This is a genomic window from Fundicoccus sp. Sow4_F4, from assembly GCF_052116145.1.
GTDB lineage: Bacteria > Bacillota > Bacilli > Lactobacillales > Aerococcaceae > Fundicoccus.
On sequence record NZ_JBQKLQ010000002.1, the window covers coordinates 244,600 to 268,928 of the forward strand.

General features: G+C 35.9%; 16 protein-coding genes. 3 read left to right on the forward strand and 13 right to left on the reverse strand.

From position 1 onward, the window contains the following. Positions 1 to 21: 21 nt before the first annotated feature. Both ACTQ5J_RS05115 and ACTQ5J_RS05120 read right to left on the reverse strand, forming a co-directional pair. A complete protein-coding gene (locus tag ACTQ5J_RS05115; RefSeq protein ID WP_441751144.1) occupies positions 22 to 1,728 on the reverse strand; it encodes an FAD-dependent oxidoreductase in 1,707 nt (568 codons plus the stop codon). Positions 1,729 to 1,752: 24 nt separating this feature from the next. Next, positions 1,753 to 3,033 carry a YeeE/YedE family protein gene (locus ACTQ5J_RS05120; RefSeq protein WP_441751146.1) on the reverse strand — a complete coding sequence of 427 codons (1,281 nt, stop codon included), beginning with the start codon at positions 3,031 to 3,033 and terminating at the stop codon, positions 1,753 to 1,755. Between the two features lie 199 nt (positions 3,034 to 3,232). Here ACTQ5J_RS05120 and ACTQ5J_RS05125 point away from each other — a divergent pair, with 199 nt between their 5' ends. Further along, complete coding sequence (locus ACTQ5J_RS05125) at positions 3,233 to 4,150, forward strand: LysR family transcriptional regulator (protein ID WP_441751148.1); 918 nt, start codon at positions 3,233 to 3,235, stop codon at positions 4,148 to 4,150. Between the two features lie 193 nt (positions 4,151 to 4,343). On the opposite strand, the gene ACTQ5J_RS05130 is transcribed toward ACTQ5J_RS05125, so the two are convergent. From ACTQ5J_RS05130 to ACTQ5J_RS05140, 3 genes are all read right to left on the reverse strand, one after another. After that, entirely contained in the window at positions 4,344 to 5,333 is a 990-nt protein-coding gene (locus ACTQ5J_RS05130; RefSeq protein ID WP_441751150.1) for a DNA cytosine methyltransferase, read from the reverse strand. A 134-nt stretch (positions 5,334 to 5,467) separates the two neighbouring features. Continuing rightward, positions 5,468 to 6,688, reverse strand: coding sequence for a DNA cytosine methyltransferase (locus ACTQ5J_RS05135; RefSeq protein ID WP_441751152.1), 1,221 nt, complete (start codon positions 6,686 to 6,688; stop codon positions 5,468 to 5,470). Between the two features lie 101 nt (positions 6,689 to 6,789). Further along, positions 6,790 to 8,394 carry a hypothetical protein gene (locus ACTQ5J_RS05140; protein WP_441751154.1) on the reverse strand — a complete coding sequence of 535 codons (1,605 nt, stop codon included), beginning with the start codon at positions 8,392 to 8,394 and terminating at the stop codon, positions 6,790 to 6,792. Positions 8,395 to 8,660: 266 nt separating this feature from the next. On the opposite strand from ACTQ5J_RS05140, the gene ACTQ5J_RS05145 reads away from it, so the two are divergent. Together ACTQ5J_RS05145 and dcm are read left to right on the forward strand one after the other, a co-directional pair. Next, complete coding sequence (locus ACTQ5J_RS05145) at positions 8,661 to 10,031, forward strand: Sau3AI family type II restriction endonuclease (RefSeq protein WP_441751156.1); 1,371 nt, start codon at positions 8,661 to 8,663, stop codon at positions 10,029 to 10,031. A 79-nt stretch (positions 10,032 to 10,110) separates the two neighbouring features. Continuing rightward, positions 10,111 to 11,412 carry a DNA (cytosine-5-)-methyltransferase gene (gene dcm / locus ACTQ5J_RS05150; protein ID WP_441751158.1) on the forward strand — a complete coding sequence of 434 codons (1,302 nt, stop codon included), beginning with the start codon at positions 10,111 to 10,113 and terminating at the stop codon, positions 11,410 to 11,412. 523 nt (positions 11,413 to 11,935) lie between these two features. Here dcm and ACTQ5J_RS05155 read toward each other — a convergent pair. The 8 genes from ACTQ5J_RS05155 to ACTQ5J_RS05190 all read right to left on the reverse strand — a co-directional run bounded on the left by ACTQ5J_RS05155 (position 11,936) and on the right by ACTQ5J_RS05190 (position 24,329). Continuing rightward, positions 11,936 to 12,070, reverse strand: a complete 135-nt coding sequence (locus ACTQ5J_RS05155) for a hypothetical protein (protein ID WP_441751330.1) — start codon at positions 12,068 to 12,070, stop codon at positions 11,936 to 11,938. Positions 12,071 to 12,341: 271 nt separating this feature from the next. Beyond that, on the reverse strand, positions 12,342 to 14,708 hold the full coding sequence (locus ACTQ5J_RS05160; RefSeq protein ID WP_441751159.1) for a beta-L-arabinofuranosidase domain-containing protein: 2,367 nt from the start codon (positions 14,706 to 14,708) through the stop codon (positions 12,342 to 12,344). Positions 14,709 to 14,788: 80 nt separating this feature from the next. Further along, on the reverse strand, positions 14,789 to 16,330 hold the full coding sequence (locus ACTQ5J_RS05165) for a family 43 glycosylhydrolase (RefSeq protein ID WP_441751161.1): 1,542 nt from the start codon (positions 16,328 to 16,330) through the stop codon (positions 14,789 to 14,791). A gap of 64 nt (positions 16,331 to 16,394) precedes the next feature. Beyond that, the gene (locus tag ACTQ5J_RS05170) at positions 16,395 to 17,783 is read right to left on the reverse strand and encodes an ABC transporter substrate-binding protein (protein WP_441751163.1); all 1,389 of its coding nucleotides are present in this window, start codon (positions 17,781 to 17,783) and stop codon (positions 16,395 to 16,397) included. Between the two features lie 130 nt (positions 17,784 to 17,913). Next, on the reverse strand, positions 17,914 to 18,924 hold the full coding sequence (locus tag ACTQ5J_RS05175) for a carbohydrate ABC transporter permease (RefSeq protein ID WP_216650274.1): 1,011 nt from the start codon (positions 18,922 to 18,924) through the stop codon (positions 17,914 to 17,916). After that, positions 18,890 to 19,879 (reverse strand): carbohydrate ABC transporter permease, encoded by a 990-nt coding sequence (locus ACTQ5J_RS05180; protein ID WP_441751332.1) that lies wholly within the window; start codon positions 19,877 to 19,879, stop codon positions 18,890 to 18,892. The genes ACTQ5J_RS05175 and ACTQ5J_RS05180 overlap by 35 nt, the downstream gene beginning before the upstream one ends. A gap of 3 nt (positions 19,880 to 19,882) precedes the next feature. Then, positions 19,883 to 22,276, reverse strand: a complete 2,394-nt coding sequence (locus ACTQ5J_RS05185; RefSeq protein ID WP_441751165.1) for a DUF5696 domain-containing protein — start codon at positions 22,274 to 22,276, stop codon at positions 19,883 to 19,885. Then, complete coding sequence (locus ACTQ5J_RS05190) at positions 22,266 to 24,329, reverse strand: hypothetical protein (protein WP_441751167.1); 2,064 nt, start codon at positions 24,327 to 24,329, stop codon at positions 22,266 to 22,268. Before ACTQ5J_RS05190 ends, ACTQ5J_RS05185 begins: the two co-directional genes overlap by 11 nt.

Genomic DNA, 24,329 nt, shown 5'->3' on the forward strand with positions numbered 1-24,329 from the left:
CTAGCGAAACTCTTTGTTAAATTAACCAAGTAGTGTGAAACGATAATCAGTCACAATCGGTTCTCTACCTAAAGTCACATCATTGAAATACTCGTATAAACTAATCCCCAAGAATGACCCTTGGATGTTGTATACCTGTTCATAACCTAGATTAGTCAAAGCATTTGTCATAAAGTAACTTCTTTGACCTGATAAACAATGAATATAAACAGGAACATCTGTTGGTATTTCGTCTAAGCGTTGTCTAAATTCAGTCAGCGGTATATTGACCGCCCCTTTCAAATGTCCTTCCGCAAACTCATCTGCTTCACGCGCATCAATAATAAACGCTTCTGCCTCTACCAATTCACGAACTGCAGTCACAGGTACTTGTTTGTAAACACCATTTAAGACATTCAAACCGACAAGACCAGCGTTGTTGACAACATCTTTAGCAGTACCATACAGCGGTGAATAAGCAAATTCCATTTCTCTTAAATCTTCTAAGGTTCCGCCTAGCATAATTGCTGTCGCAATCACATCAACTCGTTTATCTACATTACCTTTACCAATTGCCTGAGCACCTAGTATTTCACCAGTTGGCACAGCATAAACTAATTTAAAGTGAAGTGGATTAGCATCTGGCATTAAGCCTACTTTATCCTTAGGTATTAAGTTTGCAGTTTCGTACTCGATGCCAGCACGTTGACATTCTTTTTCATTCAAACCTGTACAAGCAGCATTTAAGTCAAATACTTGTAACACTGAAGATCCAATCACGCCAGTATTACGATAAGTTTTGCCGTACATATGATCAGCTGCTGCACGTGCTTGTCTTTGGGCAGGACCTGCTAAAGCAAGACGTGTCTTCTTACGAGTAATTAGGTGAGTAACCTCAATGGCATCACCTACCGCATAAATGTGCGGATTAGATGTTTGATAATGGTGATTTACTAAGATTCCACCAGTTTCACCAATCGCTAAATTCGCTGCTTTAGCTAATTGTGTTTCTGGAGCTACACCGATTGCCATAATCACCGCGCCCGCTTCAACTTCTTTACCCGATTGTAGGACGACTTTTGAGTCGGTAATTTCTGCCGCACTTTCATTGACATATAAATCAACCCCATGGTCCATTATTTCCTTATGTAAAATTTGGGCCATGTCATAATCAAAGGGTTGCATCACTTGATCTGAACCTTCAATCACAGCCACCTCAACACCTTGTAAGCGTAAGTTTTCCGCAACTTCTAAGCCAATAAAACCAGCTCCGACTACAGCAACTTTACTTATTGAGTTGTTTGTTAAGTAACGCTTAATTCGATCAATATCCACTACATTACGTACTGTAAACACATGCCCCTGTTCAATCCCTTTTATTGAACGAGGTAGAATAGGTGAGGCTCCAGGTGAAAGTACCAATTTATCATATGATTCCATTACTACTTCGCCAGTTAGTAAGTTTTTAATCTCAATGTTTTTATCCTTTGGATGAACTAGCGTTACTTCATGTTGAACTTTAACTTCAATATTATATTGTTCTTTAAAATCTTGTGGCGTCATAAGAACTAGCTCATCAGCTGTTTCAACTATCCCACTTAAATGAAAAGGTAATGCACAGTTCGAAAACGACACATGAGGGCCACGTTCGTAAATAATAATGTCCGCTGTCTCATCCAAACGTCGAATACGTGCAGCTGTCGAAGCTCCACCCGCTACGCCGCCCACAACTAAATATCTTTTTCTCACAATTAATTCCTCCTATAGATATTGTTATTTGCTTGGAATCGTGTCTACTTTTCCCGCAAACCATTTAAGGCTTGCTAGACCACCCAACGTCATGAAAATCATAAATACCCAGCCTGATAATGAAAATGAAGCAATACCAGATGTTAAAGCACCAGCATTACAACCGCCCGCTAACATAGCTCCAAATCCTAATAACAGACCGCCTAATGAATAATACAAACCATCTTTCGACGTGAAATTAAATTTAATACTGAAACGTCCCGCCAATAAGAAACTAATGAGCGCTCCTACAAAAATACCTATGTTGCGAATATTCATAGCATTAGCTAGCCAATTATCCACTACTGATGCTTGTAAAGGAGGTGTCGCAAATTCCCAACCTGCCCCATTAATTAAAGTAGTAATCGTATTAATGAATGTACCCGTTACTCCCCAACCTGTCCCAAACGCAGCTGGTAAGAAAATAACTGTCATCGCAAAAATTAAGCCCGCTACCGTAAAGCTCCATCTCTCAACAAATAACTTGTGGTAAACTTTATAGCTTGCAGAAATTTCGTTTGTCATTGGATTTAATGGCTTTTCAAACTCTTCCCAGTCTCCTTTAGGATCAGCATAAGTCCCTTTTGCTTTACGATAATTCTCGTATTTCACGACTAACAAGTAAGTGATTAAAACAAACAGCAACGACACCAAGAATGCCCCAATATAGCCAACATATTCTGGGAAATAGACATTCGCATTCAATTTACCTAAAAATGATTGATCATGACGATAGCGAACCCAACGACCTGGCAAAGTACCGATAATGAAGAAGATCATGGTAATAAACGCACGCCCTTCTCCTTCACCTAAGTCAGAAAATGTTCCGGACGCACAACCACCTGAAATTACCATTCCGATACCGAAAAGGAATGCTCCAGCTGCTAAAGCTAAATTGACACCTAAAACGTTTTGCGTACCGGGTATAACCGTGTCGTCAGCTCCAGCTAAAAATGAGGGTAAAGCACCTCCACTTGCGGCTTGCCATTGAATACCTAGATAGCCTATTAAAATAACAACGATCATTAATAATAAGGCTTTAGATAGACTTCCTTCACCTCTAACAAACAATCGTTTTACACCACCAGCAAAACCAAATCGTCCCCGTACCAATACATACCCCATCACAAAACCGATAAATAATTGCATTGGTAGCGCTGCACCAAGTGTTTTAACATAATGACCAAACATGAAGACAATAAACAGTAAGACAATCCCTATACCAACTTGTATCATTGGCAATTCTCTATTACGTAATTTTTCCATTTTTCTTACCCTCCAATAGCTTTAATTGAAACCCTCACAATTTTCCGGATGTTTGTGAACTTCTATACAATCATAATAAGTGTTATGAGAGCGCTATGTCCAATGAATAAATAGCCTTTGGTTATTCCATAATGGAATAAAGGGTATATTAATGTCTTTCTTTTGTGATACAATATTCATTAACAGGAGGGATATTCATATGCTGCATAATTCAATATATTCATTTATCCATTTAGCTGAAATCAGAAATTACACAACGACTGCTCAAGTATTACATGTATCGCAATCAACTGTCTCAAAACACATTCAATTTCTTGAAAACTCCTTAGGTAATAAACTTTTCACTAAAAACGAGAATGAACTAAAATTAACTAGCTTAGGACAAGATGTTTTACCACTTTTTCGTCAATTGGCCACAGTCGAATCACAAATCATTGACCATTCAATGAGAATCACAGATAAAACCGAATTGGTTCTGGGAGCGAGTCATACTTATATTGAATTTTTTGATTCCCTCTTCGAGCTAGAGTTTAATGAACAACATCCTAATATCAAGACTAGTTTGATGATCAATGGTTGCGAACAACTATTGCCTATGATTATAGAAGATAAACTTGATTTCGCACTTATTACAGCACCCCTGACCGACCCCAATTTAGAAGCTTACACCTTTGGTGAGTTTGATATTTACTTGTTATGTCATCCAGAGCATCCACTAGCTGAACAGACTGTCACCTTACAAGATATTTACAATGAAGCCTTGATTTTGAGAGAATCAGACTCATGTATTATTAAATGTATCAATATGTATTTAGAAAGTAACAACAGCAAAATCCAAGAGTTTTCAAACATTTCAATTAATTGCAGTAATAAACTAATAAAGCAACGCCTAAAAGCCAATCACGGAATTGCTTTCTTATTCGATATCGTCGTTGAAGAAGAATTAAAAAATCAAGATCTGAAACGAATCTATCTTGAAAATGATATCGAACCTGCCCCTATTTCCTTAGTTAAAGCCAAGGATAAAGCTTTGAGTAATGCTGATTACACATTTATTGAATACATTGCTAATTGTTACGAAGAGCATTCTTTCTTAGAACCAGTTGGTCTTTTCTAGAGTTAAACAGGCTCTACCAACAAAACTCAAGACTAAATAAGCGCGCCGAACCCCTTAATGTAAGTGGCTCAGCGCGCATATTTTATATCAATTTTCATTGACGCAAGACTAGTTAAGGATTATCTTTTTTAATCTAGGTTCGATTTGTCAAATTAAAATAATTATTAAAAAAATTTTATCAATATGCCCCTCACTATGCAAATAATTCCAATTGCACATTAGGACACGCATAACCTTTTAAAGCACTCGAGATATTCTGAGCAATACGTTCAATTACAGGAACAACAACAGAATTCCCTGCTTGTTTATATAAATGAGAAATGGATAAATCTTCTGGAAGTTGAAAATCATTTGGGAACCCTTGGGCATTAAAGCATTCTCTCGGAGTTAACTTGCGTATCCCTCTATCCGTTAGAATTAACGGTACATTGTTACCTCCAGTTCCCATATTAGCAGTTAGTGTCGGCACAACATTACTTTTATTTTCCCGTACATATTTACGTCGCCATTGATACACTGTTTTTTGAGATGTAATTCCTTCCACTAAGTGGGAATAAAAACTATGTCTATCTTCTGTGTAGTAGAAATAATCGTCTATTTTGTTTTTAAAATCAATGATATCAGTCAATGATGTTTGAAGCTTAATTTTTTCTGGAAAACTAAAATTCAAATAATCCTCTTTATTACTAAAGCCTACTACATAAATTCGTTCTCGGTTCTGCGGGATGTCTCCATATTCTTTTGCATTCATAACTTGATATTTTATATAATAGCCATGGTGAGACAAGGCTTCCTTAATAACCTTAAAAGTGTTGCCATTATCATGCGTCACTAAATTTTTGACGTTCTCTAAAAAGACTACTCGTGGTCGTTTTTCCTTGATGATTCGTAATGTTTCAAAGAACAGATCTCCACGTTCGTCTTCAAAGCCTCTACGGTAACCTGCAATTGAGAATGCTTGACATGGAAAACCGGAAAGAAGAATATCAAAATCTGGTAGCTTCGTTTCATCAATGTCTCGAATATCTTCCACTAAGAGTAAATTATCAAAATTCTTTCCATATGTCTTCGCAGCATTTACATCAAATTCGTTTGCTAGAATTGTTTCAAAATCACCAGTTTGTTCAAATCCAAGATCTATTCCTCCGATGCCAGAGAATAAAGATAGTACCTTATACTTCATATTCATCTTCCTCCATTATATTTTCCAACACCATTATATTTTCCAACACCATTATACCGAACGTACGTTCCCCTTTCAAGTAGTTTGGTTCTTTTTATGCAAAAAAGCCCTAAGGTTACTTAGGACTTAATTTCTTATAAAGTAATAATTGAATAAAATATCATAGATTTTCTTTTTTTTACTAATTCTTTATAGTCCACATCATTGAGCAGTGGAATCTGTTCCTCATTACTTTCTAGTATACTTTTAATATCTTCCAAACTATTGGCATAAGAATGAATATAACTTTCACCTGAGTTATTTCCTTCATTTTTTGTATACATTAAGGCGTATTTATAATCTTGAGTAATTAGTTGATCATCTTCAATCTGCGTTTGGTTCAGCACCTCTGAAATGTTATCTGCTATTCTTCTAATAACAGGAACGACCACACTATTTCCCGCTTGCTTATATAAATGTGACATTGCCAAATCTGGTAATTCATAATCTCTTGGATAACCTTGAGCATTAAAGGTTTCTCGGGGTGTGAGTTTGCGAATACCGTTTTCAGTATAGATTATTGGAACGTTGTGTCCGCCTGTTCCCATATTGGCTGTTAAAGTAGGCACAACACCTGACTTATTCTCGCGAACATACTGGCGACGCCATTGATAAACAGAATCATAGGATTTGACTGATTCCTCGATTTTATCATAGAAAGGTTGCTTTCCTTCACGATAATAGTACTTCTCATCCTCTATGGATTGATAATTTATAATATCTTTTAAAGTCGATGTCATTTCCACTGGTTCGGGAAATTCGAAAGCATCATAAGCTGGCTTATCTCTAAACCCTACAATATATATACGTTCTCTATTTTGTGGAATATTCCCATAATCTTTACCATTGAGTACTTTCCATTTTATATAGTAATCATTCGCTACAAGTGACTCGCGAATGACTTTAAAAGTGTTTCCGTGATCATGAGTTACCATGTTCTTCACATTCTCAATAAAGATTACTTTTGGCTGTTTTTCTTTAATGACTCGAAGCATTTCAAAGAATAAATCCCCACGTTCGTCCTCAAAACCTTTACGATAACCTGCAATACTGAATGCCTGACAAGGAAATCCTCCGGTAATAACATCGACATAAGGGACTTCTACAGCCTCTACATCGTGAATATCCCGCACATCTAAGAATACATCCGGAAAGTTCATTTGATAAGTAATGTGTGCATTCTTATCAACTTCGTTAGCATATACGACTCTGAACTCACTAGTCTGTTCAAAACCTAGCTCAATTCCACCTACACCAGCAAAAAAAGATGCAACAGTGTGTTCTTTCATTGATGTGGAACTTACAGATTTTTGCATATTGCCCTCTCCTCTTTCAATTTTTTTGTTTTAAAGTACTTAGTATAACATAACCATAAAAAAAACAGTCCAGTTTTATTTGGCTACTTTTAGAAATATATTTAAGACTGATTTGCTACCCAACCAATGGCATCTTCCGGCGGAGTATCTGTATCAATCCAAATAAACTCTATCCCAATCTCTTCTATAGGTGGCTCATACTTACTTAAACGAATTGCATTAATGCCAATTTCTTCTAATCGTTTAGCCGTTAAGGGCTCTCTAGGTTCTAACTGAAACACGCCTCTTAATATCCATTCCCCAAGTATATCTTGTCGTTCGATTGATTGAATTGCTTTCCCATTATCTTGGTTGATATAAGACTCAATAATTTCTCCAGAGGCTAAAAACTTCATTTTAAACGAGCGCTCTTCTTTAGGTAAGGATAATTTATTTCCTTCCTCAAAACTTCCAATGTTTTTGCCAAAAAAATCAGGATTATTTAGATGAAATTCTTTCGAGTTAGGAATAGGAATATACATTTCACTTTCGGGTCTAAAGACCATGGTTTCAACTTCTTTAAGTAGACTTGGATTATTCAACTCTTTAATATACGCAACTAATTCTTCACGCAATGTCTTTGCTTCTTCCCGTTCATCATCAGTACTTCTAATTGGTAATAAGATATTTTCAAGTGCGTTTACAGTCTTTCTCATCGCATTACTTGAAATCAGTTCCCCATAAATCTCTTTAATTTTTGCAATTCTTTTTTCTCTATACTGATTTTTTCTTGCTAATTTAGATGCGCCTGCAAAACCATTAAAGCCAGAACTTTTCTCTATTTCACCATCTTGATTTGCTATCATCCATGATACTGTTTTTGAAATTATTGGCCCTTTTACATGTTCTGTATCACTCAGTAAATGTAAGTTTTCGAATAGATAGAATGGGTCTTTCACGTATTCAACGTCCCATGTATCAAGGATGATTTCTTTATTACGAAATGACATATACAACTGACTATCCGCAGAAGTGTATTTATACTGATGCTGTCCATCCGAAAATTTAAAATTCGTTGGCGTTCGTTTGTTCGTGGAACCAATTATTTCAATATTGTCTATTTCAATAGGTAAGTAAGCAATCTCACCTACAAATATTTTGGGTGCTTCATTTCTTCCAGATGGCATCAATACATGATAGATAGCTTCTACCTTGGTATCATCGACCTCAAATCCTCTGATTTGCTCCGTAGAGGAAGCAATTCGTGTGTTCCTTAATGTTGATATGCGACGAGCTAATTCTAAGTATAAAGGCTCATTTATCCCATCCGCGTCTTCTTTTGTATCAACACTATCAGCATTTCGCTTGATTTGACTTAATGTTTCTTCCCAATTTTCTGATGTGCTACTACTCTTAAACTGAGCAATTTTTTGGTCCCCCGAATTGAAGCCAAAAGATTTAATTCCAACTAGGTACTTTTGATATTCATTCAAGACTAACGACACATCATAGGACGTATTCGCGATATCCTCTGCCATCGCTCCGAATGATTTTTGAAAGACGGTTTCTTGAAATTTTGAATTCACAATAGGTGCTATTGATGAATTCAAAATACTTTCACTTTCTAAGTCCTCACTTTTCTGAGAAAAAGCTTCACTTAAACTAGCAAAATTAGTAATCAATGCTTTATATTTCAGCTTATTTTCTGGCTCTAGGTCCATCCACACTGAATCTCACCTCTTCATATTGATAATCATTCATCTTTTATCTATATTATAGCGAATTCTTAGCTAATTTGTAGCTTATATCTCTTGGAAAAATTTGACTTACTATTATTATCTATAAAGTCTCTGCAACAATATTAAAACACTAAGACCTTCTGATCATTTCTTAGTTTTCAAAACTATACAAATCAAAATCTATATACCATAATTTGTTACGCATGATACAATTAAAGTAGTTAATTTAAAATCTCTATTAAAGGAGGTCCCAAATGAATTACCAATCAATTGATGAATTGTTAGCTATCGCAAAAGGCGCTGAAGGTAAACATTTTGATGAATTCGATGTTAAAGGAAGGCTATCTTCAACAGGAAACAAAGGTGGTCTTGGACAAATTATCGAAGAAGGTTTATTTGGTTATGAAATTAATTCTGATAGTGAAGCTGACTTTGGAGAATTAGGTGTAGAACTCAAAGTTACACCCGTTAAAATAAATAAAAATAAAACACTATCCGCAAAAGAACGTTTAGTATTGAATATCATCAACTATATGAAGGAAGTTGACTATACTTTTGAAACTTCATCCTTTTGGAAGAAAAACGAAAATCTGCTGATTATGTTTTATCTTTGGGAACAGGCGGTTAATCGCAAAGATTATAAAATATTAAAATCTGTATTGTTTACTTATCCTGCAGAAGATCTAGAAATTATAAAACAGGATTGGCAAATTATTGTAGATAAGATCCGAGCTGGCAAAGCCGAAGAAATCTCTGAAGCAGACACCATGTATTTAGGTGCTTGTACAAAAGGCGCTTCAAAGAATTCTCTAAGATCACAGCCCTATTCTAAAATTCCAGCAATGCAAAGAGCATTTTCTCTTAAACAATCTTACATGACCTCTATAGCTAGAAAATATTTAGATAAAGATAAAGTAGTTTCTTTCACTTCAAAACAAGAATTACAAGAGAAATCATTGGAGGATATTCTTAAAGAACGTTTTGAACCCTATATTGGATTGAGTGTACAAGAAATCAGTAACAAAATCGATTACGTTATTAATCCATCCAACAAATCGACTATCGCTAATATGATTAGTTACATGTTAGGAATCAAAGGCACCAAGCTAGACGATATTGAAGAGTTTGCGAAAGCAAACATTCAGTTCAAAACAATTCGTTTAGAACCTAATGGAAAACCCAAAGAAAGTATGTCTTTTGAGAATGTTGACTTCAACAGATGGTTACTAGACTCATTCGAAGACTCTCAATTCTATGAACGTTTCGAACAAACTAAATTTCTTTTTATCGTATTTGAATATCGTACGCCTTATACTAAAGGCCTTGATAGAACAGCTTATTTCAAAAAAATTGTTTTATGGAATATGCCGGAGGCAACGATTCAAAATGAATTGAAACAAATGTGGTCAGAAGGTAGATATGTATTGCAGAATGGAGTAAAATTAGTTCCTACCAAACGAGGCATGTCAAATAATTTACCTAAAGCAACTGATAATCCAGTAACTCATATTAGACCTAAGGCAACTAATGCAAAAGACAAAGTAAAATTACCTGATGGACAAATGATTACCAAGCAATGTTATTGGTTAGATAGAAATTATATTGCTGAAATTGTAAAAAATTAGATCAAGCAAAGTGCTTGATCTTTTTAATGGAATAATATATAATATACGAAAGTATGTTCGTAGAGAGGGATAATATGTAATGAAAATTTTTTCAATGTTTGATGGTGTTGGCGGGTTCACCATTGGTTTTAATAACTCTGATAGTGAATTTTTCCAAACGACTTATTCAAACCAATATGAGCCCTCAAAAAAATCACAAGATGCATATGAGGTTGGGTTGTACCGATTTCCAGAAATGGAGCATATTCCAACAGATGTTGCACTAATTCCTAATGAGAAATTCGAAGAGATGCGTGATAATGGTGTTAATATGATTGTCGGAGGATTTCCCTGCCAGGACTATTCTGTTGCTCGCAGTAAGAAAAACGAATTAGGTATTGAAGGTAAAAAGGGAGTTTTATTCTGGGAAATTATTCGCGCAACTGAAATTATCAAGCCTGAATATTTAGTTTTAGAAAATGTTGATCGTCTGTTAAAAGCTCCTTCTAGTCAACGAGGTCGTGATTTTGCTGTTATGTTAGCCTCATTTAATGAATTGGGTTATTCAGTTGAATGGCGTGTGATAAATGCTGCTGAATACGGCAGAGCGCAAAGACGTCGTCGCGTATTCTTCTTCGTTTACCGAAATGATACAAACTGGGCTAAAAAAATCGATTCACAATTTGAAAATAATTCTTCAGAAAATCTTTTAGGCATAAGAGATTTTGAGCAATATCGAAACTACATATTTAACGATGGTTTATTTGCTAGACAATTTCCTATTAAGGAATCAGAGGTAAAAGACAGAACGAAATTTAACCAGTTAGCTAAAGATATAAAAGAGGTATCTGACGAATTTAATGATGGTAAGTTCTGGAATACAGGTGTTATGCGTCACGGCTATTACTATTCTGCAGACACAGAACCAATTGGAAATGAAATCCCTATTACGTTACGTGAGATTATAGTTCCGGAAAGTGAAGTTCCAGAAAAATACTATATTGAAGGTGAAAAATTAGCTAAATTTGAGTACCTACGCGGACCTAAACGTATCGAAAGAACTTCATTAGAAGGACATTCATACATTTATTCAGAAGGTGGTATGAGCCCTACCGATGATTTAAATTTACCTGGCAGAACAATGTTAACTTCAGAAGGTACAGTAAACCGTTCTACACATTTATTAAAAATAAATGGTCGTTATCGATTAATCACACCAATTGAAGCTGAACGTTTACAAGATTTTCCTGATGACTGGACGAAGTATAAGCAGTTGGAAACTGGTGAAGTGGTCGAAGTCGGAGAACGTATGAGAATGTTTTTCATGGGTAATGCTTTAGTCACTGGGATTGTTAAACGCATTGGTGATGAATTGAAAGTGATTGTATTAGAGAACAAATAGCTTCAATTAAACAAATCTATAAGTATGAATTATATAATTAAAAGCTGAAAAATAGAGTTTCTGCATCCATTAATTTGGGATTGCAGAAACTCTATTTTTCATGCCTCGATGTTTTCGACTAAGCCCCTACTTTAAACGAAACATGACATATTATTATTACAATATAATTTAACCCTTTAAATTCTACCAACTTAACATTCTATATATTTCCTAAGTTTCTAAATACGGCGGTGAGAGTTCCAATTCTGCGGACTTTAGCACCATATACTTCTATCCGTTAAATTGCAGCATCCACCCAATGTTTCATTACTCCATCAAGCTTCTTATAATCCTTGCTTGCCTCTTGCCCAAAAGATATCTCTACCATTAGTTAAATAACACTTCATTTGAAATGTTAGCAAAAGGATTATGCGATTGATCTCCCTTTATCACTTCATTAGACGGTATTAATCTTCCAGGTATCTTCGCTACCCTTGAATTCACTTGATAATAATAAAATTTTTCTTCTAACATCTGACGTTCTTTAACGATTGTTTAATAGACATTTTTTATCTAAAATAATCTTAGTGAGTTTGTTATCATTTAATATGTAAATTGGCTCACCGGTTGAGTTTGCTTCCTGTATCAAGTTTGAGAATGATTGTTTCGCTTCAGTAATTGACTTTGTTTTACATTTAAAATTTTATACAGAATCGACAGCCCTTTCTGAGATAAATGTACAAAAAAGGAGGACTACAGAATGAACTTCTTTATATTATTTGACATTATAGGCTTAGCACCGAATTATTGGATTTTATTATTTACACAGTTAAGTGTATCAACAATAACATCGCTATATTTTTCAGTTAGAACCGCTAAACAAACTTTAATGTCCTCAGGCTATTCAGTGGCTTTTTTATTTCAATCACGCAACCTAACATTTCAAAAATTTAATAATCCATTACTTTCTGTATCTCAACGCCAAACAAGCGAGCAGATGATGACGATGCATCCGTTGAGAATGAAATTTGAACGGGTTCATTGGTAGTAACAGTGGCTTCGATTTCAACTTTAACCCACGGTTCTTCGGTTTCAATAGCAACAGGTGCGATAATCTGAGCAATAGTCGTATCACCCTTAATTGAACAATTTAGTTTGCTATCAACATCTTCTTTATGTAAGGTTAAGATGACTTTTATAGCGCCCGTATAGCTCTTTAAATCAAATCGATAACTAAATGCGCCACCTGGGTTTGCTTGACGATATGTTTTTCCCTCTGCAACTCCTATTTCTGATTTATGCTGTTCAAGGTGATGCGTATACTCAGAATTATTCCCATCAAATAGTGATAAATCAACAAGTGATACGGTCCGATTCTCATTATTAACAGCGAGCATCTCTTGTGCATGCCTAATTTTATAATAGATGCCATATCTCTCATTATGTGCCTGATAATATGGTGCAAATTTTATTTGTTCATCAACATTATTAAGCTCAATTTCAAATAGTCTATCTGGACTTGAAAGTATTTGATAATCTTCGATTAATGCCTCTGGGCAAAAACTCTTTTTCTTTAATGTTAAGTAGTCTTGATAAGTAGTCTCTTGTGTCCCTACCCTTACAAGTATTCCATTAGGATGATAGGCATCAATATTCTCCTTCCCTAAACGAGAACTTAACACGTAGGGGCCGTAAGTAAATGCTACATAAGCTGGATTATCATGAGCTGCCGATACCGCTAACTTATACTGCCAATTCATTTTTATAACGTCACCATCCATTACAGTCGCTAACCAATAGTCTTCATTCTGCATCGCTTGCTTTTGATCGTTCATTTCAAAATCCTGTTGCTCAGCCCAATTTGGTAGCCTTAACTTCAAATTAATCATTCTCGTTGGCTTCTCTGATTCTATAGCCTTCACATTAATAGACACTTTACCCACCTTCCGATTAACCACTGTCTCGAAATATAAATTATGCTCGCGTGCGTAATAAGTGTTTGAAAAATAAAGATTCATTAGTAAGGTGTTCGCATCATTATCATAGAAATAAATACTTTCACTCAACTTGGTAAAACTTTCAATGCCCGTTCCAGTACAACACCAGAACTCATCGAAAGGACGGTTGTAGACTTTATTATAACCAACACCCATCGGTTGGAAATACATCATCATCCCTGTCTCAGGATGTTGCGAAGACAGAATAGCATTGATGTATGTTCGTTCGAAATAATCCAAATATTTCTTTTCATCCGTTATTTTAAATAGTTCTTTAGAGAGTCTCAACATATTATAAGTATTACACGTCTCACACGTGCAATCACCTTGTCGATTTTCGGCATCATAATATAGCTGATTCGCTTGATGAAAATGTTCGCTTTGACTATTTCCTCCAGTAACATATGTGTGATTATGTACAACAATTTCCCAAAAATTGATAGCAGCTTTCAAGTATATCTCACGATTTTCTAGCAAAATTGGGTTCAATGCTAAATATGCTTCATCTCCCAGTAACTTATCAATCGCTTGATAATGTTTCAATGCACCTAGAAACTTAGGAATGGTTGTGTTGGCATGCTTCTCGGCTAAGACATCTTGATCATTCGAGAGCTCTTCAAACAGCTCAAATTCATCGAAATAGGTTGCTGCCTCAAAGTGACGATTATCATTCGTTAAATTAAACAAATCATACAGAGTAGCATTCATTGCGCCATACTCAATGGTCAGTAACTGATTCCGATTGGGTAAACGTTGCATTCGATGATACACATACAAACCGAAAGAATTGGCAAGGTCGAGTGCTTGCCGAGCTACTTCATGATCAATATCTGCTAAGTTTACGTGCGTAGCAATTAGGCCTGCTAACACCTTATCCAAGTTATACCAAGGAACCAACACATTTTCTCGTTCTTCCTGATTAACTTCATAACCTTCAACTTCATCGAGAGCGATTTCTCGAAATGCTGAAATATAACCTGGACTACCCTCAGAATTTGCTAGAACATAGGTCAGTCCGCTGATTGCAGTTGTCAATTTCTCAAGTAATTCATTTTGAATTTCAGTTTGATGGCTCTCAACGATAGCTTGAGAGAGTGCCGTTAGAAAATGTCCAAAAAAATGCCCCCTGAAATTGATTTCATTACTTCGCTCCCAACCTTGGTACCCTTCAGAGGTAATCGGAGTTAAATTAGCTGTTCGGTAAAACTCATACAAAAAACGTTTAGCATCTAATGATAACAAATAGTCAACAGTATGTTGTTGTGCTGTTAGTAATTCTGAATCATTTAAATATAAATCCTGTAGCGAAATATTGTGCATTACCTTTCTCCTTTTACTTATTCTCTCAATCGAGTCATTATGGCTACTCTGGTTATTAATGAATTAATGATGCACGGATGCTACTCTGCTTCAATTAATTGAGACAACCAAACTGCTATCTGATTATTGTCAAAACCACTAAAACCTAGCGTTTCAGCACCTATTACATCATCCCACTGGTAGTAAAAGTTTCCCTTAATCTCAAAGTCTTCAAATTCTAAGTGTGCGGTACCATTATCCCAAATACTGATGTCACCTATATAATCCGCTGTGTCAATTGAGTCAGAATTCGTCAATTGCTCATATCCATAAGCTTTATCGCCCTCAATTAATAGGAAAATCGAACGCTCTTTCATTCCCGAAATCTCTAATTGAGTCGTGTTCCACATATAAAGCCCCGAAATATTATCTAGTTCTGCTTCAAACAACAGCTCTTCCCCTGCATAGCGTTGCGGTGCGACACTTGGCCAACCCTCATCATTAAAGATCAAGCGATGTACCCTTACTTCAAAGGTCTCTCCACGACCTGGAAATCGTGTATGAAAGACAATATAGCTTTCGCCGGTTGCTTCATCATAATAAGCAGAGTTATGCCCTGGAGACATATAACCTTTATTCATCACACCATCCTGATAATCCCACAACATATTCCCTAACAACTTGGTACCATAGGGTGCAATTGCCTTATCATCAAAGAATGTTCCAGTAGCACCTTTCGCATCAATCATCTGATTACCTGTATAATCAACATAAGGGCCATCAGGTGCCTTGGAGCGTGCGACACGTATATTGTAGCCATCTGCTTGTCCCAAGCCACCATAAGACACAAATAAATAATAGTATCCAGTCTCTGGATTATATAAAATATATGGCGCTTCGATTCGACTATGATTGCCCCCTAATAATTTAGTGCCATAATCATAGTTTTCTGCAAGTGGCAAACCCGTTTCTGGATTTAATTCTAAAATATAAATACCACCTGAATACGAACCATAAGTCATCCACAATCGGTTTTCTTGATCAAAGAATACGTGAGGATCAATCGCATTCGGATGAATCGTCGCATCATATGCTTGCATATCTGGCGTGTAGCGCGAACCCGATTTCAAAAAACTTTCAATTTTCTGGTAAGGCCCTTCAATTGAATCTGCCACTGCAACACCTAAAATAGACAGTGGACTACTTCCTTCACACAAGCAATAGTATAGGTAGTAACGCCCATCTGCTAATTGAATAATGTCACTCGCCCAAAAGGTATCTGTCTTAGCATAGGCAAATTCTTCTGCAAATTCAAACGTAATATCTTCAAATAATGGACTAGAAGCAACATCATAAGAAAGTTGTTCCCATGATACTAAATCCTGTGACTTAGCAAAGTGCAAATGAGAGCCAATAACATAATACATTCCTTCTTCTGTTTGAATGATCGACGGATCGTGTACGTTCACTTCCTGAAATTCCACAACCGGATTTTCGACCATCTTGTCAGATTCAGAAAAGGCTTCTGCAGAAATAATGGGTATATTTATTGCGTATAATACTAATAACTGACAGGCAAGCTGCTTACTTACTCGCTTAATTCGTTTCATTCTCAATGAGTTACGCTGAGATTTAGACAGCATTTTTTCTCCTCCAAACACGAAGTGGGATACACACGTATCCCACTTCATTAATTTTTAGTTTTCCTTAGAAAATTTCATCTAGTGCGTCTAAGTGATATTGATTCAATAATTCAGTTAATTCTGGTGCAATATCGGCTGGATTAACTTCGCCATTAATGGCTGCATTCTCAACATCTCCATACTCACCACCGAAGTACACTTCTTCCAACCAAGTTTGGAAACCAGGAATCACTGCCCCACCTAATGGAACTGGCTCTTTAACTCTTTCTAAGTAAGCAGTATAATAGTCATCTTGTGGCAAACGAGCTGCAACCTCATCCCATAGCGCTTGATTTTGAACAAGTGGTAAGCCCGCTGGCATTTCAAACATCAAACTTCCGTCATCATTCGTCAACGTATCAAAAGCTTCAATTCTAGCATTCCAACCATCCGAACCCCAGCCCATAAATTTCAATAGTTCATAGGCTTCACGAGGATGTTCTGTAGCTGAAGAGATACTACCGAAGTCTACAAAACCTGGTTTATGTAATGTCTCTGCAGATTCACCTTGTGGAACTGGATAAGGTACCCATTTAATTCCTTTGTCGATAAATTCATCCGTCGCAAATAAATCTTTTGTCCACCACGCATCTAGCTGGATCGCAATTTTACCCGTACTTGCTGCCCACAGTAAGCGATCACCAAAGACTGCTTCTGCTTCATCCGTATCAAAGAATGGGGCATGTACACCTGTTCTGACAAATTCTGCCTGTGTAGTCAATGCTTCTGCCCAGTCACCGGTTAAATCAAATGTTTCACCATTCCATCCAAATTCACCTTTTGCATCTGATTGAACAATAGGTGCCATCGTCACTAATTTTGTAAAATCATTGTATCCGTAAATTCCTTGTTCTGGCACTGTCATTGTTTGCATTAGCTCTAGCATTTCGCTATATGTCCAATCAGCCGACGGCATGTCTTGATTAAGTGCGTTGAAAACATTCTCATCTAAGAACACAGTGTAAGGCTGGTAGGCAACTGCAGCTGCCAATTTACTCTCGCCATCTAAATAACCTGTTTCTTGTAAAGTAACCAATACATCCGCTGATTCCGGATCTGCTTCCCAGTACTCTGTCATATCTCCTAACCAGCCATTAATAATTGGGACATCGACGTTACCTTGATACCAGAATACGTCTGGTAAATTACCGGCAGCTGCTAAATTCGAAAGTCCGTCATTCCAAACTTCCTGATCAACCGTTACCAATTCTACTTTGATATTAGGGTATTGTTCCATAAACTTATTCGCAAGATATTCTTGTACAGAAAAATTATCCCACGAAGCATATGTCAAGGTAATTTCTTCAGTTGTCATTTCAGGTAATTCTTGGGCGTTGGCAATTGGTAAATTTAAATTTGTGAATGCTGTTATACCGGCTAATAAAGCAACAATACTTTTTTTCATAAGTTTCATTTAAAATTTCCTCCCTGATTTTATACAATTTTGTTATGTATTTGATTAACAACTCGCGTGTTAATCCCAACCCGACGACTTCAATGCAAGTAATTTATGTTCGCAACACTCCCTTATGTTTTCTACGTGATTATTCCCCAGTAATTCCTGATTTATCAACACTTTCAGTGAAATACTTTTGCAAAATCGCATAAGTAATCAATAGAGGAATTAATGTAATCATCGTACCCGCAAGTGTAATCCCTTCATTTATCTTCATTGTACCGCCTTCAGTTACGGGATACATTGCTTCGTATGTCGTGGTGAATCTTTGTAAAGCAATAGGTAAAGTCACCCAGTTACGTCCCGCGTTCGACGTTGTGCCTGCAATATACAGATTGACTAAATATGTCTCATTCCAATACCAGACCAACGAAAAGATAAACACGATTATTATAGCTGGCACAGCCATTGGTAAACCAATTCTCCAAAAGTTTGTCCATTCACTTGCGCCATCTACCTCTGCTGCTTCATATAACGATTGAGGAGTTTGACGGAAAAATTGGTAAAATATTAGGATAAAAATTGTACTTTTAATCCCTTGGCCTAAGGCTGCTGGAATAATAAACGCATACAAGGATCCTAATAAACCTAAGTCGTTATAAAGGACATAAGTCGGCATCATCAAGACCTGCGGCGGAACGATAAAACTAAACACCATTAAAAACATCAGTAATTTCTTAAATTTAAAATCAAAGCGTGCAAAACCATAACCTACAATTGAAGTCACGATTACTTGAAAAATCGATGGTACAAAAGAGATGACAATACTCCCTAGCAGCGATTCTTTTAAATTTAGTACCGAAATAGCTTGTCGATAATTATTCAAATATAATTCACTCGGTAGCCATTGAATAGACGTATCTAATAGATCGCTTAAAGACTTAAAACTAGTAGCCACCATATAGAAAATTGGATACAGGTAAACAAATCCAATGGTTAATAAGAGAATATAAATGACACTTTGAATCAACCAACCTTGTCGATCATTGGTCCCTAACAAAAGTTTGCGAAAACGCACCAGTTTGGGTTGAAGACGCTGCTTCCAATCATATCGAAATGATTGCTTATTCTTTTTCATCGATTGACTCTTCTGATTCATCTATATCCTCTCCTTTCTTGATACTAAATAAACTTTTTTGATAGTCAGAAGGTGCAGAATCTTTACGGAATATTACGCGATCTCTGTTCTTTTTAGCTGAAGTATCTCTAAACAGCCAGAACAGAATCCCTACCATGACTAATATGATAACCGCATACATCCAAGCCATTGCGGAAGCAAAACCGTAACCTCTGGTTGCCGAAAACATATTATTATAAATTAAACTAATAATATTATTCTGACCACCACTAGATAATGTAATCAGTGTATAGACTGAGTTAAGTAAAATCATTGGTTTTAGAACGGGCAACGTGATTTTCCAGAAACATTCCCAAACTGAACCACCATCTATTTTGGCTGCTTCATACAAGCTCTTATCAATTTTCTGTAAACTAGCTAAGAAAATTAGTATTTGAACGCCTGAGTACCAAAGTATGATCACAATTTCTGAAAACAAACTAGTGACTGGTGTCGCTAACCACTGAGGTAGAAATTGATTAAGAATATTACTTAAGGAGGCTGTATCTAACATTGGGATACTCGATGCACCTTGACTAATTAATTGTTCTAATACTGGTCCAGAAGCAATTATTACTGGTAGAAAAAATATCGTTCTAAAGAATCCTTTAAATTTTATCTTCGCATTTAGCAGCAGTGCGATAATCAATGAAAACACGACAATAACAGGTACCCTTAAAAGAGTACTCACAAGAAATGAAAGCAATTCTTGAACAAAGAACATATCTTTCAGCCAAACATCTAAATAATTATTGAAGCCTTCAAAACGAAATGCTCTACCCGTAGGTCTCAATCGAATGGTATTCAAACTAAACCAAAAAGATTGTAACATTGGCCAGAATACTAAAACTGCAAAACCAATCATCCAAATAGCTACAAACAAATAACCAATGCGTGCTTTACGTGATTGGATACTTTTTTTATGCTTGCGTTTCATCAATTAATCCACCACCTTATAAGATTGAGCACCTATTTGCTGACCTTCAATCATCACTGAGTAATCATTAAAATTCACCCATATGCTGACACCGTTATCAAAAGTAACTTGAGAAATTCCATCTTCTCTTCGGTAAGCAACAATTTTACTGTCTGAAATGTGATGATGAAGTTCAGTTAATTCTTGATAACGCTCAATAATTTCTTCACGGTATGAGCTAAAGTTAGAACTAAAGATATGCGATAAATTGGTTTCTTTTAATAAACTAGAGTCTTCAAATGTAAGTAGGTATGAAGGATTCACTCCGGTTTCTACTAACTTTAAGAAAAACTCATTGGCATTCGATTCAAAATTAGAATAAGTGGCGTATAAAGGTAAAGCACCTCTGAGTGCGATTGCGAAGAATGGAACTTCTTCCGCTTCAAACACATACCCTGATGAACTCATAGGTAAATTATAAATACCTACTGCATATTGCCAATAAGGTTGTAATGGCATATCTAAAAGCAAGGACTTATTTCCGACTAATTCACTAAAACTATTAATATATGACGATGCAGAAGAAACTCGATCATAAGTTGTTCCTTTTTTAGAATAAGAAAATACAGTATTTGAAATACCTGTTAGAGCCAAATTTTCTAACTCTGGAAAACTTTCCACTTTACTTGACAGTCGATTTACTGTTTCAAGCGGCTCTAAATAGTTAAAATATCTGAACACTTTTCCATAAACGATTTCGTAATGAACACGTCGATTAAATTTGTTCGCAATATTCGCTCCAACTTCTGTATTTAAGAATGGATTATATCGCAGTGGATCATCTTCAAAGAAAATTGGAATTTCTTGCTCGAAATCTTCTACTAATTGAAGTAATTCTCCTTTACCGCCTAAAGCTGATGCGACGTCAAATCGGTTCCTACCCAATGATCCGGATTCTCCATCCGCTTGCCAACCTCTGTAAATGGCTAAAAGATTCGTTAATCCAGCGTCTCCCAAATCAGACAGAATTTCATGCGCTTGGTTGAATGTTGTCATAGCGACTAATCGATGTCCAACCAACCCCGCTTCTAACTCCGCACCTAGAAAATCTAAGCGCATTTGAAAATCAACTGCTTTTGTTATTTCAGGTAATAGTCCCGCTTTTAACAAGTAATCTCTATATGCCTCAGCCAATCCCATCAAGTTAGCTGTTTCATCTTCCACAAAAGAGTAGCGTAACCTAATATCAAAATCATTTCTCTTATTCTGACGAACGACCATCGTTCCACTCGTTTGACTCGTCGACTGATTATAAAATTGACGATAAACAAATTTACTTGTCACCCAGTTATAAGGTAAAATGGCGCCATTAGGATAAGCCTCAATATAGGCGTGCCAATCTCCTGATTCAATCACACCTAGAAATCCTGCTTCTTTATCTTCATGAATCACACCAAATATTGGTGCAAATATATCATTCGGTTTCTGACTTGTAACCATATTAAACACTCGTGATAACACATACGGTTCATCAATTCCAATGTTGGCTCCGTAAACCATCTCTGAATAGGGTTGTTTATACTGACCTAAATGATCTTCAAGTGAAATAGTCGCACCTGAGCCATCAGGAATTAATAAGTACCCTGCTTCTTCATCCAATTTCGAATAACCTAAAAACGGATAGACATAGACATTACCAATTTTATATTTATCGGATTCTTCAATAATACTTGCTTGAGGAATTTCAACTAATAGATTATCCTCTTCTAATTCAACCGACAAAGTGAAACCAAATTCTAAATCAGGATAATATATTTCTGCATTGAAGCCTGTTTCAGTTTTTTCCACATCAATTGCTGGTTTACCGTTATACATATCTGCTTGAGAATAAACAATATTTGTATCAACCAAATATTCAATCACTACACTACTTTTGACAAAATTGCTCCAATTTTCATTGCTTTTCTCTGGATTTTCCACAGTAGAATAAAAAATGGCGCCATTATTTTTATTTCGAACAATAATGGATAAATTTTCTTCTTTCAAATACAAAGCTAATTGATCGGATTCAGCGATTTTAATATGTCCATCGATAGCGTCAACATCCTTAGCAATCACACTTGCACGACGCTCTATCATTTCTTCTCCTGTAACAAAATCTTCCAGAGAGATATTTTCTTCAATGGCAGGAGCATCTTCAATCACTTCGTCAACCAATTCGTCTACTACTAAATTATCAGTTGGTTCGGTGTTTTCTGGTAACACTTCGGTTTCGACCGGTAATTCATTGGTTACAATAGTTGGGGTGCTTGATTGATTACCACTGGTCTCGATAAACAAATAGATTGTTAACACCAAGACGAATATAACGAATATAATCAGTCGAAAATTCTCACGTATGATTTTTTTAAGATTCAAATCGAGCCACCACCTCTCTAAATATTGACACAATAAAACTAATCAGTTGATTCATTAGTGAATACACAATGAAAATGGTAATTGCAGCAATAAAAATTGCGAATGCTGTCAAGAATACAGTTCTGATGGTTTCTTTAAAGCGATAACCATTCAACTCTGTAATTGCAATCAACATTAAGCTTATTACCCAAGTCATCATAATCACATAACCGAACTGAATGATGAATTGCTCATTCAAAGTTAAACAGTTGCTTAGAATAAGTAACAGCCATTGAATCAGAATGTAAGGTCCTAAACTATAAACAAAACCATGCATTGTTTCTTTAAATGTTGCCTCACCGTCAGTGATGGTTGAAATCATATAAGTTGCGACTGAAATAAATAAACTTACGACTAAAATTATGAGAATGTCATTAATTAATGTATATTCTCCATCTTCAACCGTTCGAAATATAAAGCCAGCATAATATTTATTAATCACGAATGTTACTAATGCCATGATGTAAATAATAATGGCTGATAGATTACTCGTTTTCTGTTCGTGTTTAATTCCGTAAGCGCCATCAATAGGATGCTTGGCAAAATACGCTACAAATCCTAGTTCTTGAAAGGTTTTTATTTGCCGAACCTTTTGAGAAAGTGCGCCTAAAGGAGTCTTCCAGCCATATTTACGCCTCAAATATGACCACACTTTAACCACAATGAATAATAGGATTAAACAACCAATTATAGTTGTCATATTCTCCTTAAGCCAAACATTTCGAATTTCCCAGAATGAATCTGAGTAACCTTCAATATTTTTAGCCTGTCGAAAAGATGCCATTGCTTGATTGAATTCATTCTCACGATAATGTGCTTCACCAATCCCTAGATTCGCAAAGTCAAATTGCGCATTCATCTTTAGAATTTCTTCCCAATATACTTTACTTTCTTCATAATCTCCATCTTGATATAACTCTAATGCATTATGCAATGTCCTTGTAAATTCTGTTGGTTCAAACAGTTGAATTTCATTCTTTGTTTCATCTAAAGTTAGTAGTTGATTCGCTGAGTTAATCGCTATTGCTGAACCTTTACCTAATAGACCACTTCTTTGATAACCTGCATCTGGCCCGGCGAATAGGAATAGAAATTCTCCTTCACTCGTATACTCAAATATATAACCATTTTCTGTTAAGACATAAATATTGTCATAATTTCCAACTGCCACACTAGCTGGGAATGGAATATAATTTGAGTTTAGTAAATTTGCACCACCCATATTTAATTTCTTTAAAACATCATTAATCGTCTCATTAGCGGTAACTGTATAAATTAACCCTCGATGATCAATCGTTAGATTAGTTGCACTAGTAGGGGCTGTTCCAATCATCTTATCTAGTTGTTCTTCAGTAAATATCAATTTACGAAACTCTGTCAAAATTGATTGTTGAGCGATATTAGGTGCGAAGTAGCCTAAAAATTCTCCATCTGTTTCAGCATTCAACATGATAATCCCATTGTTATTACCTCGAGATAAGACATAAACATTCTCTCGATTATCGACTGACAATTTAGTTGGTGAGAATGTTGCGTTTTTACCAAACGAGACTGCTTCTGGACGTTCGAATTGATGGACTAATTCATCTTTTTCATCAAATACGAACACGATACCTGCCGATTCATCAGCAATATATAAGCGTCCATTTTCAGTGACAAACAAGCCCGTAGGATATTTAAATGCCTCATGTTTGATTTCTCGTTCAAACTCACCTTCAGCATTGAGAATAACGATACGTTGGTTACCTGAGTCTGCAATATAAATATAATCATTCGGTCCCAACTTCATATCAGTCGGTCTATTTAATGGCAGCTCTCCTACATAAGATATTGTTCGAATTGGCTCATAGCCTGTCTGTGTTTCAACATAATTACCGTAGCCATCTTGTGTATAGGTACGATAAGCTGTTTCTGCTTTTGCAACACTTGGAAAAAATCCAAGTATACTACTAGCAATTAGTAAAATTAAACTTATAAAAATCGCTTGTTTATTTTTATTCTGTATTTTTCTCAT

What these genes read in the sequence shown, in the direction of transcription:
- ACTQ5J_RS05175 (WP_216650274.1), bottom strand. Translation starts at nt 18,924, where the DNA reads ATGAATCAGAAGAGTCAATCGATGAAAAAGAATAAGCAATCATTTCGA.
- ACTQ5J_RS05135 (WP_441751152.1), bottom strand. Translation starts at nt 6,688, where the DNA reads ATGCAAAAATCTGTAAGTTCCACATCAATGAAAGAACACACTGTTGCA.
- dcm (WP_441751158.1), top strand. Translation starts at nt 10,111, where the DNA reads ATGAAAATTTTTTCAATGTTTGATGGTGTTGGCGGGTTCACCATTGGT.
- ACTQ5J_RS05130 (WP_441751150.1), bottom strand. Translation starts at nt 5,333, where the DNA reads ATGAAGTATAAGGTACTATCTTTATTCTCTGGCATCGGAGGAATAGAT.
- ACTQ5J_RS05120 (WP_441751146.1), bottom strand. Translation starts at nt 3,033, where the DNA reads ATGGAAAAATTACGTAATAGAGAATTGCCAATGATACAAGTTGGTATA.
- ACTQ5J_RS05160 (WP_441751159.1), bottom strand. Translation starts at nt 14,708, where the DNA reads ATGCACAATATTTCGCTACAGGATTTATATTTAAATGATTCAGAATTA.
- ACTQ5J_RS05190 (WP_441751167.1), bottom strand. Translation starts at nt 24,329, where the DNA reads ATGAGAAAAATACAGAATAAAAATAAACAAGCGATTTTTATAAGTTTA.
- ACTQ5J_RS05125 (WP_441751148.1), top strand. Translation starts at nt 3,233, where the DNA reads ATGCTGCATAATTCAATATATTCATTTATCCATTTAGCTGAAATCAGA.
- ACTQ5J_RS05145 (WP_441751156.1), top strand. Translation starts at nt 8,661, where the DNA reads ATGAATTACCAATCAATTGATGAATTGTTAGCTATCGCAAAAGGCGCT.
- ACTQ5J_RS05180 (WP_441751332.1), bottom strand. Translation starts at nt 19,879, where the DNA reads ATGAAACGCAAGCATAAAAAAAGTATCCAATCACGTAAAGCACGCATT.
- ACTQ5J_RS05165 (WP_441751161.1), bottom strand. Translation starts at nt 16,330, where the DNA reads ATGCTGTCTAAATCTCAGCGTAACTCATTGAGAATGAAACGAATTAAG.
- ACTQ5J_RS05170 (WP_441751163.1), bottom strand. Translation starts at nt 17,783, where the DNA reads ATGAAACTTATGAAAAAAAGTATTGTTGCTTTATTAGCCGGTATAACA.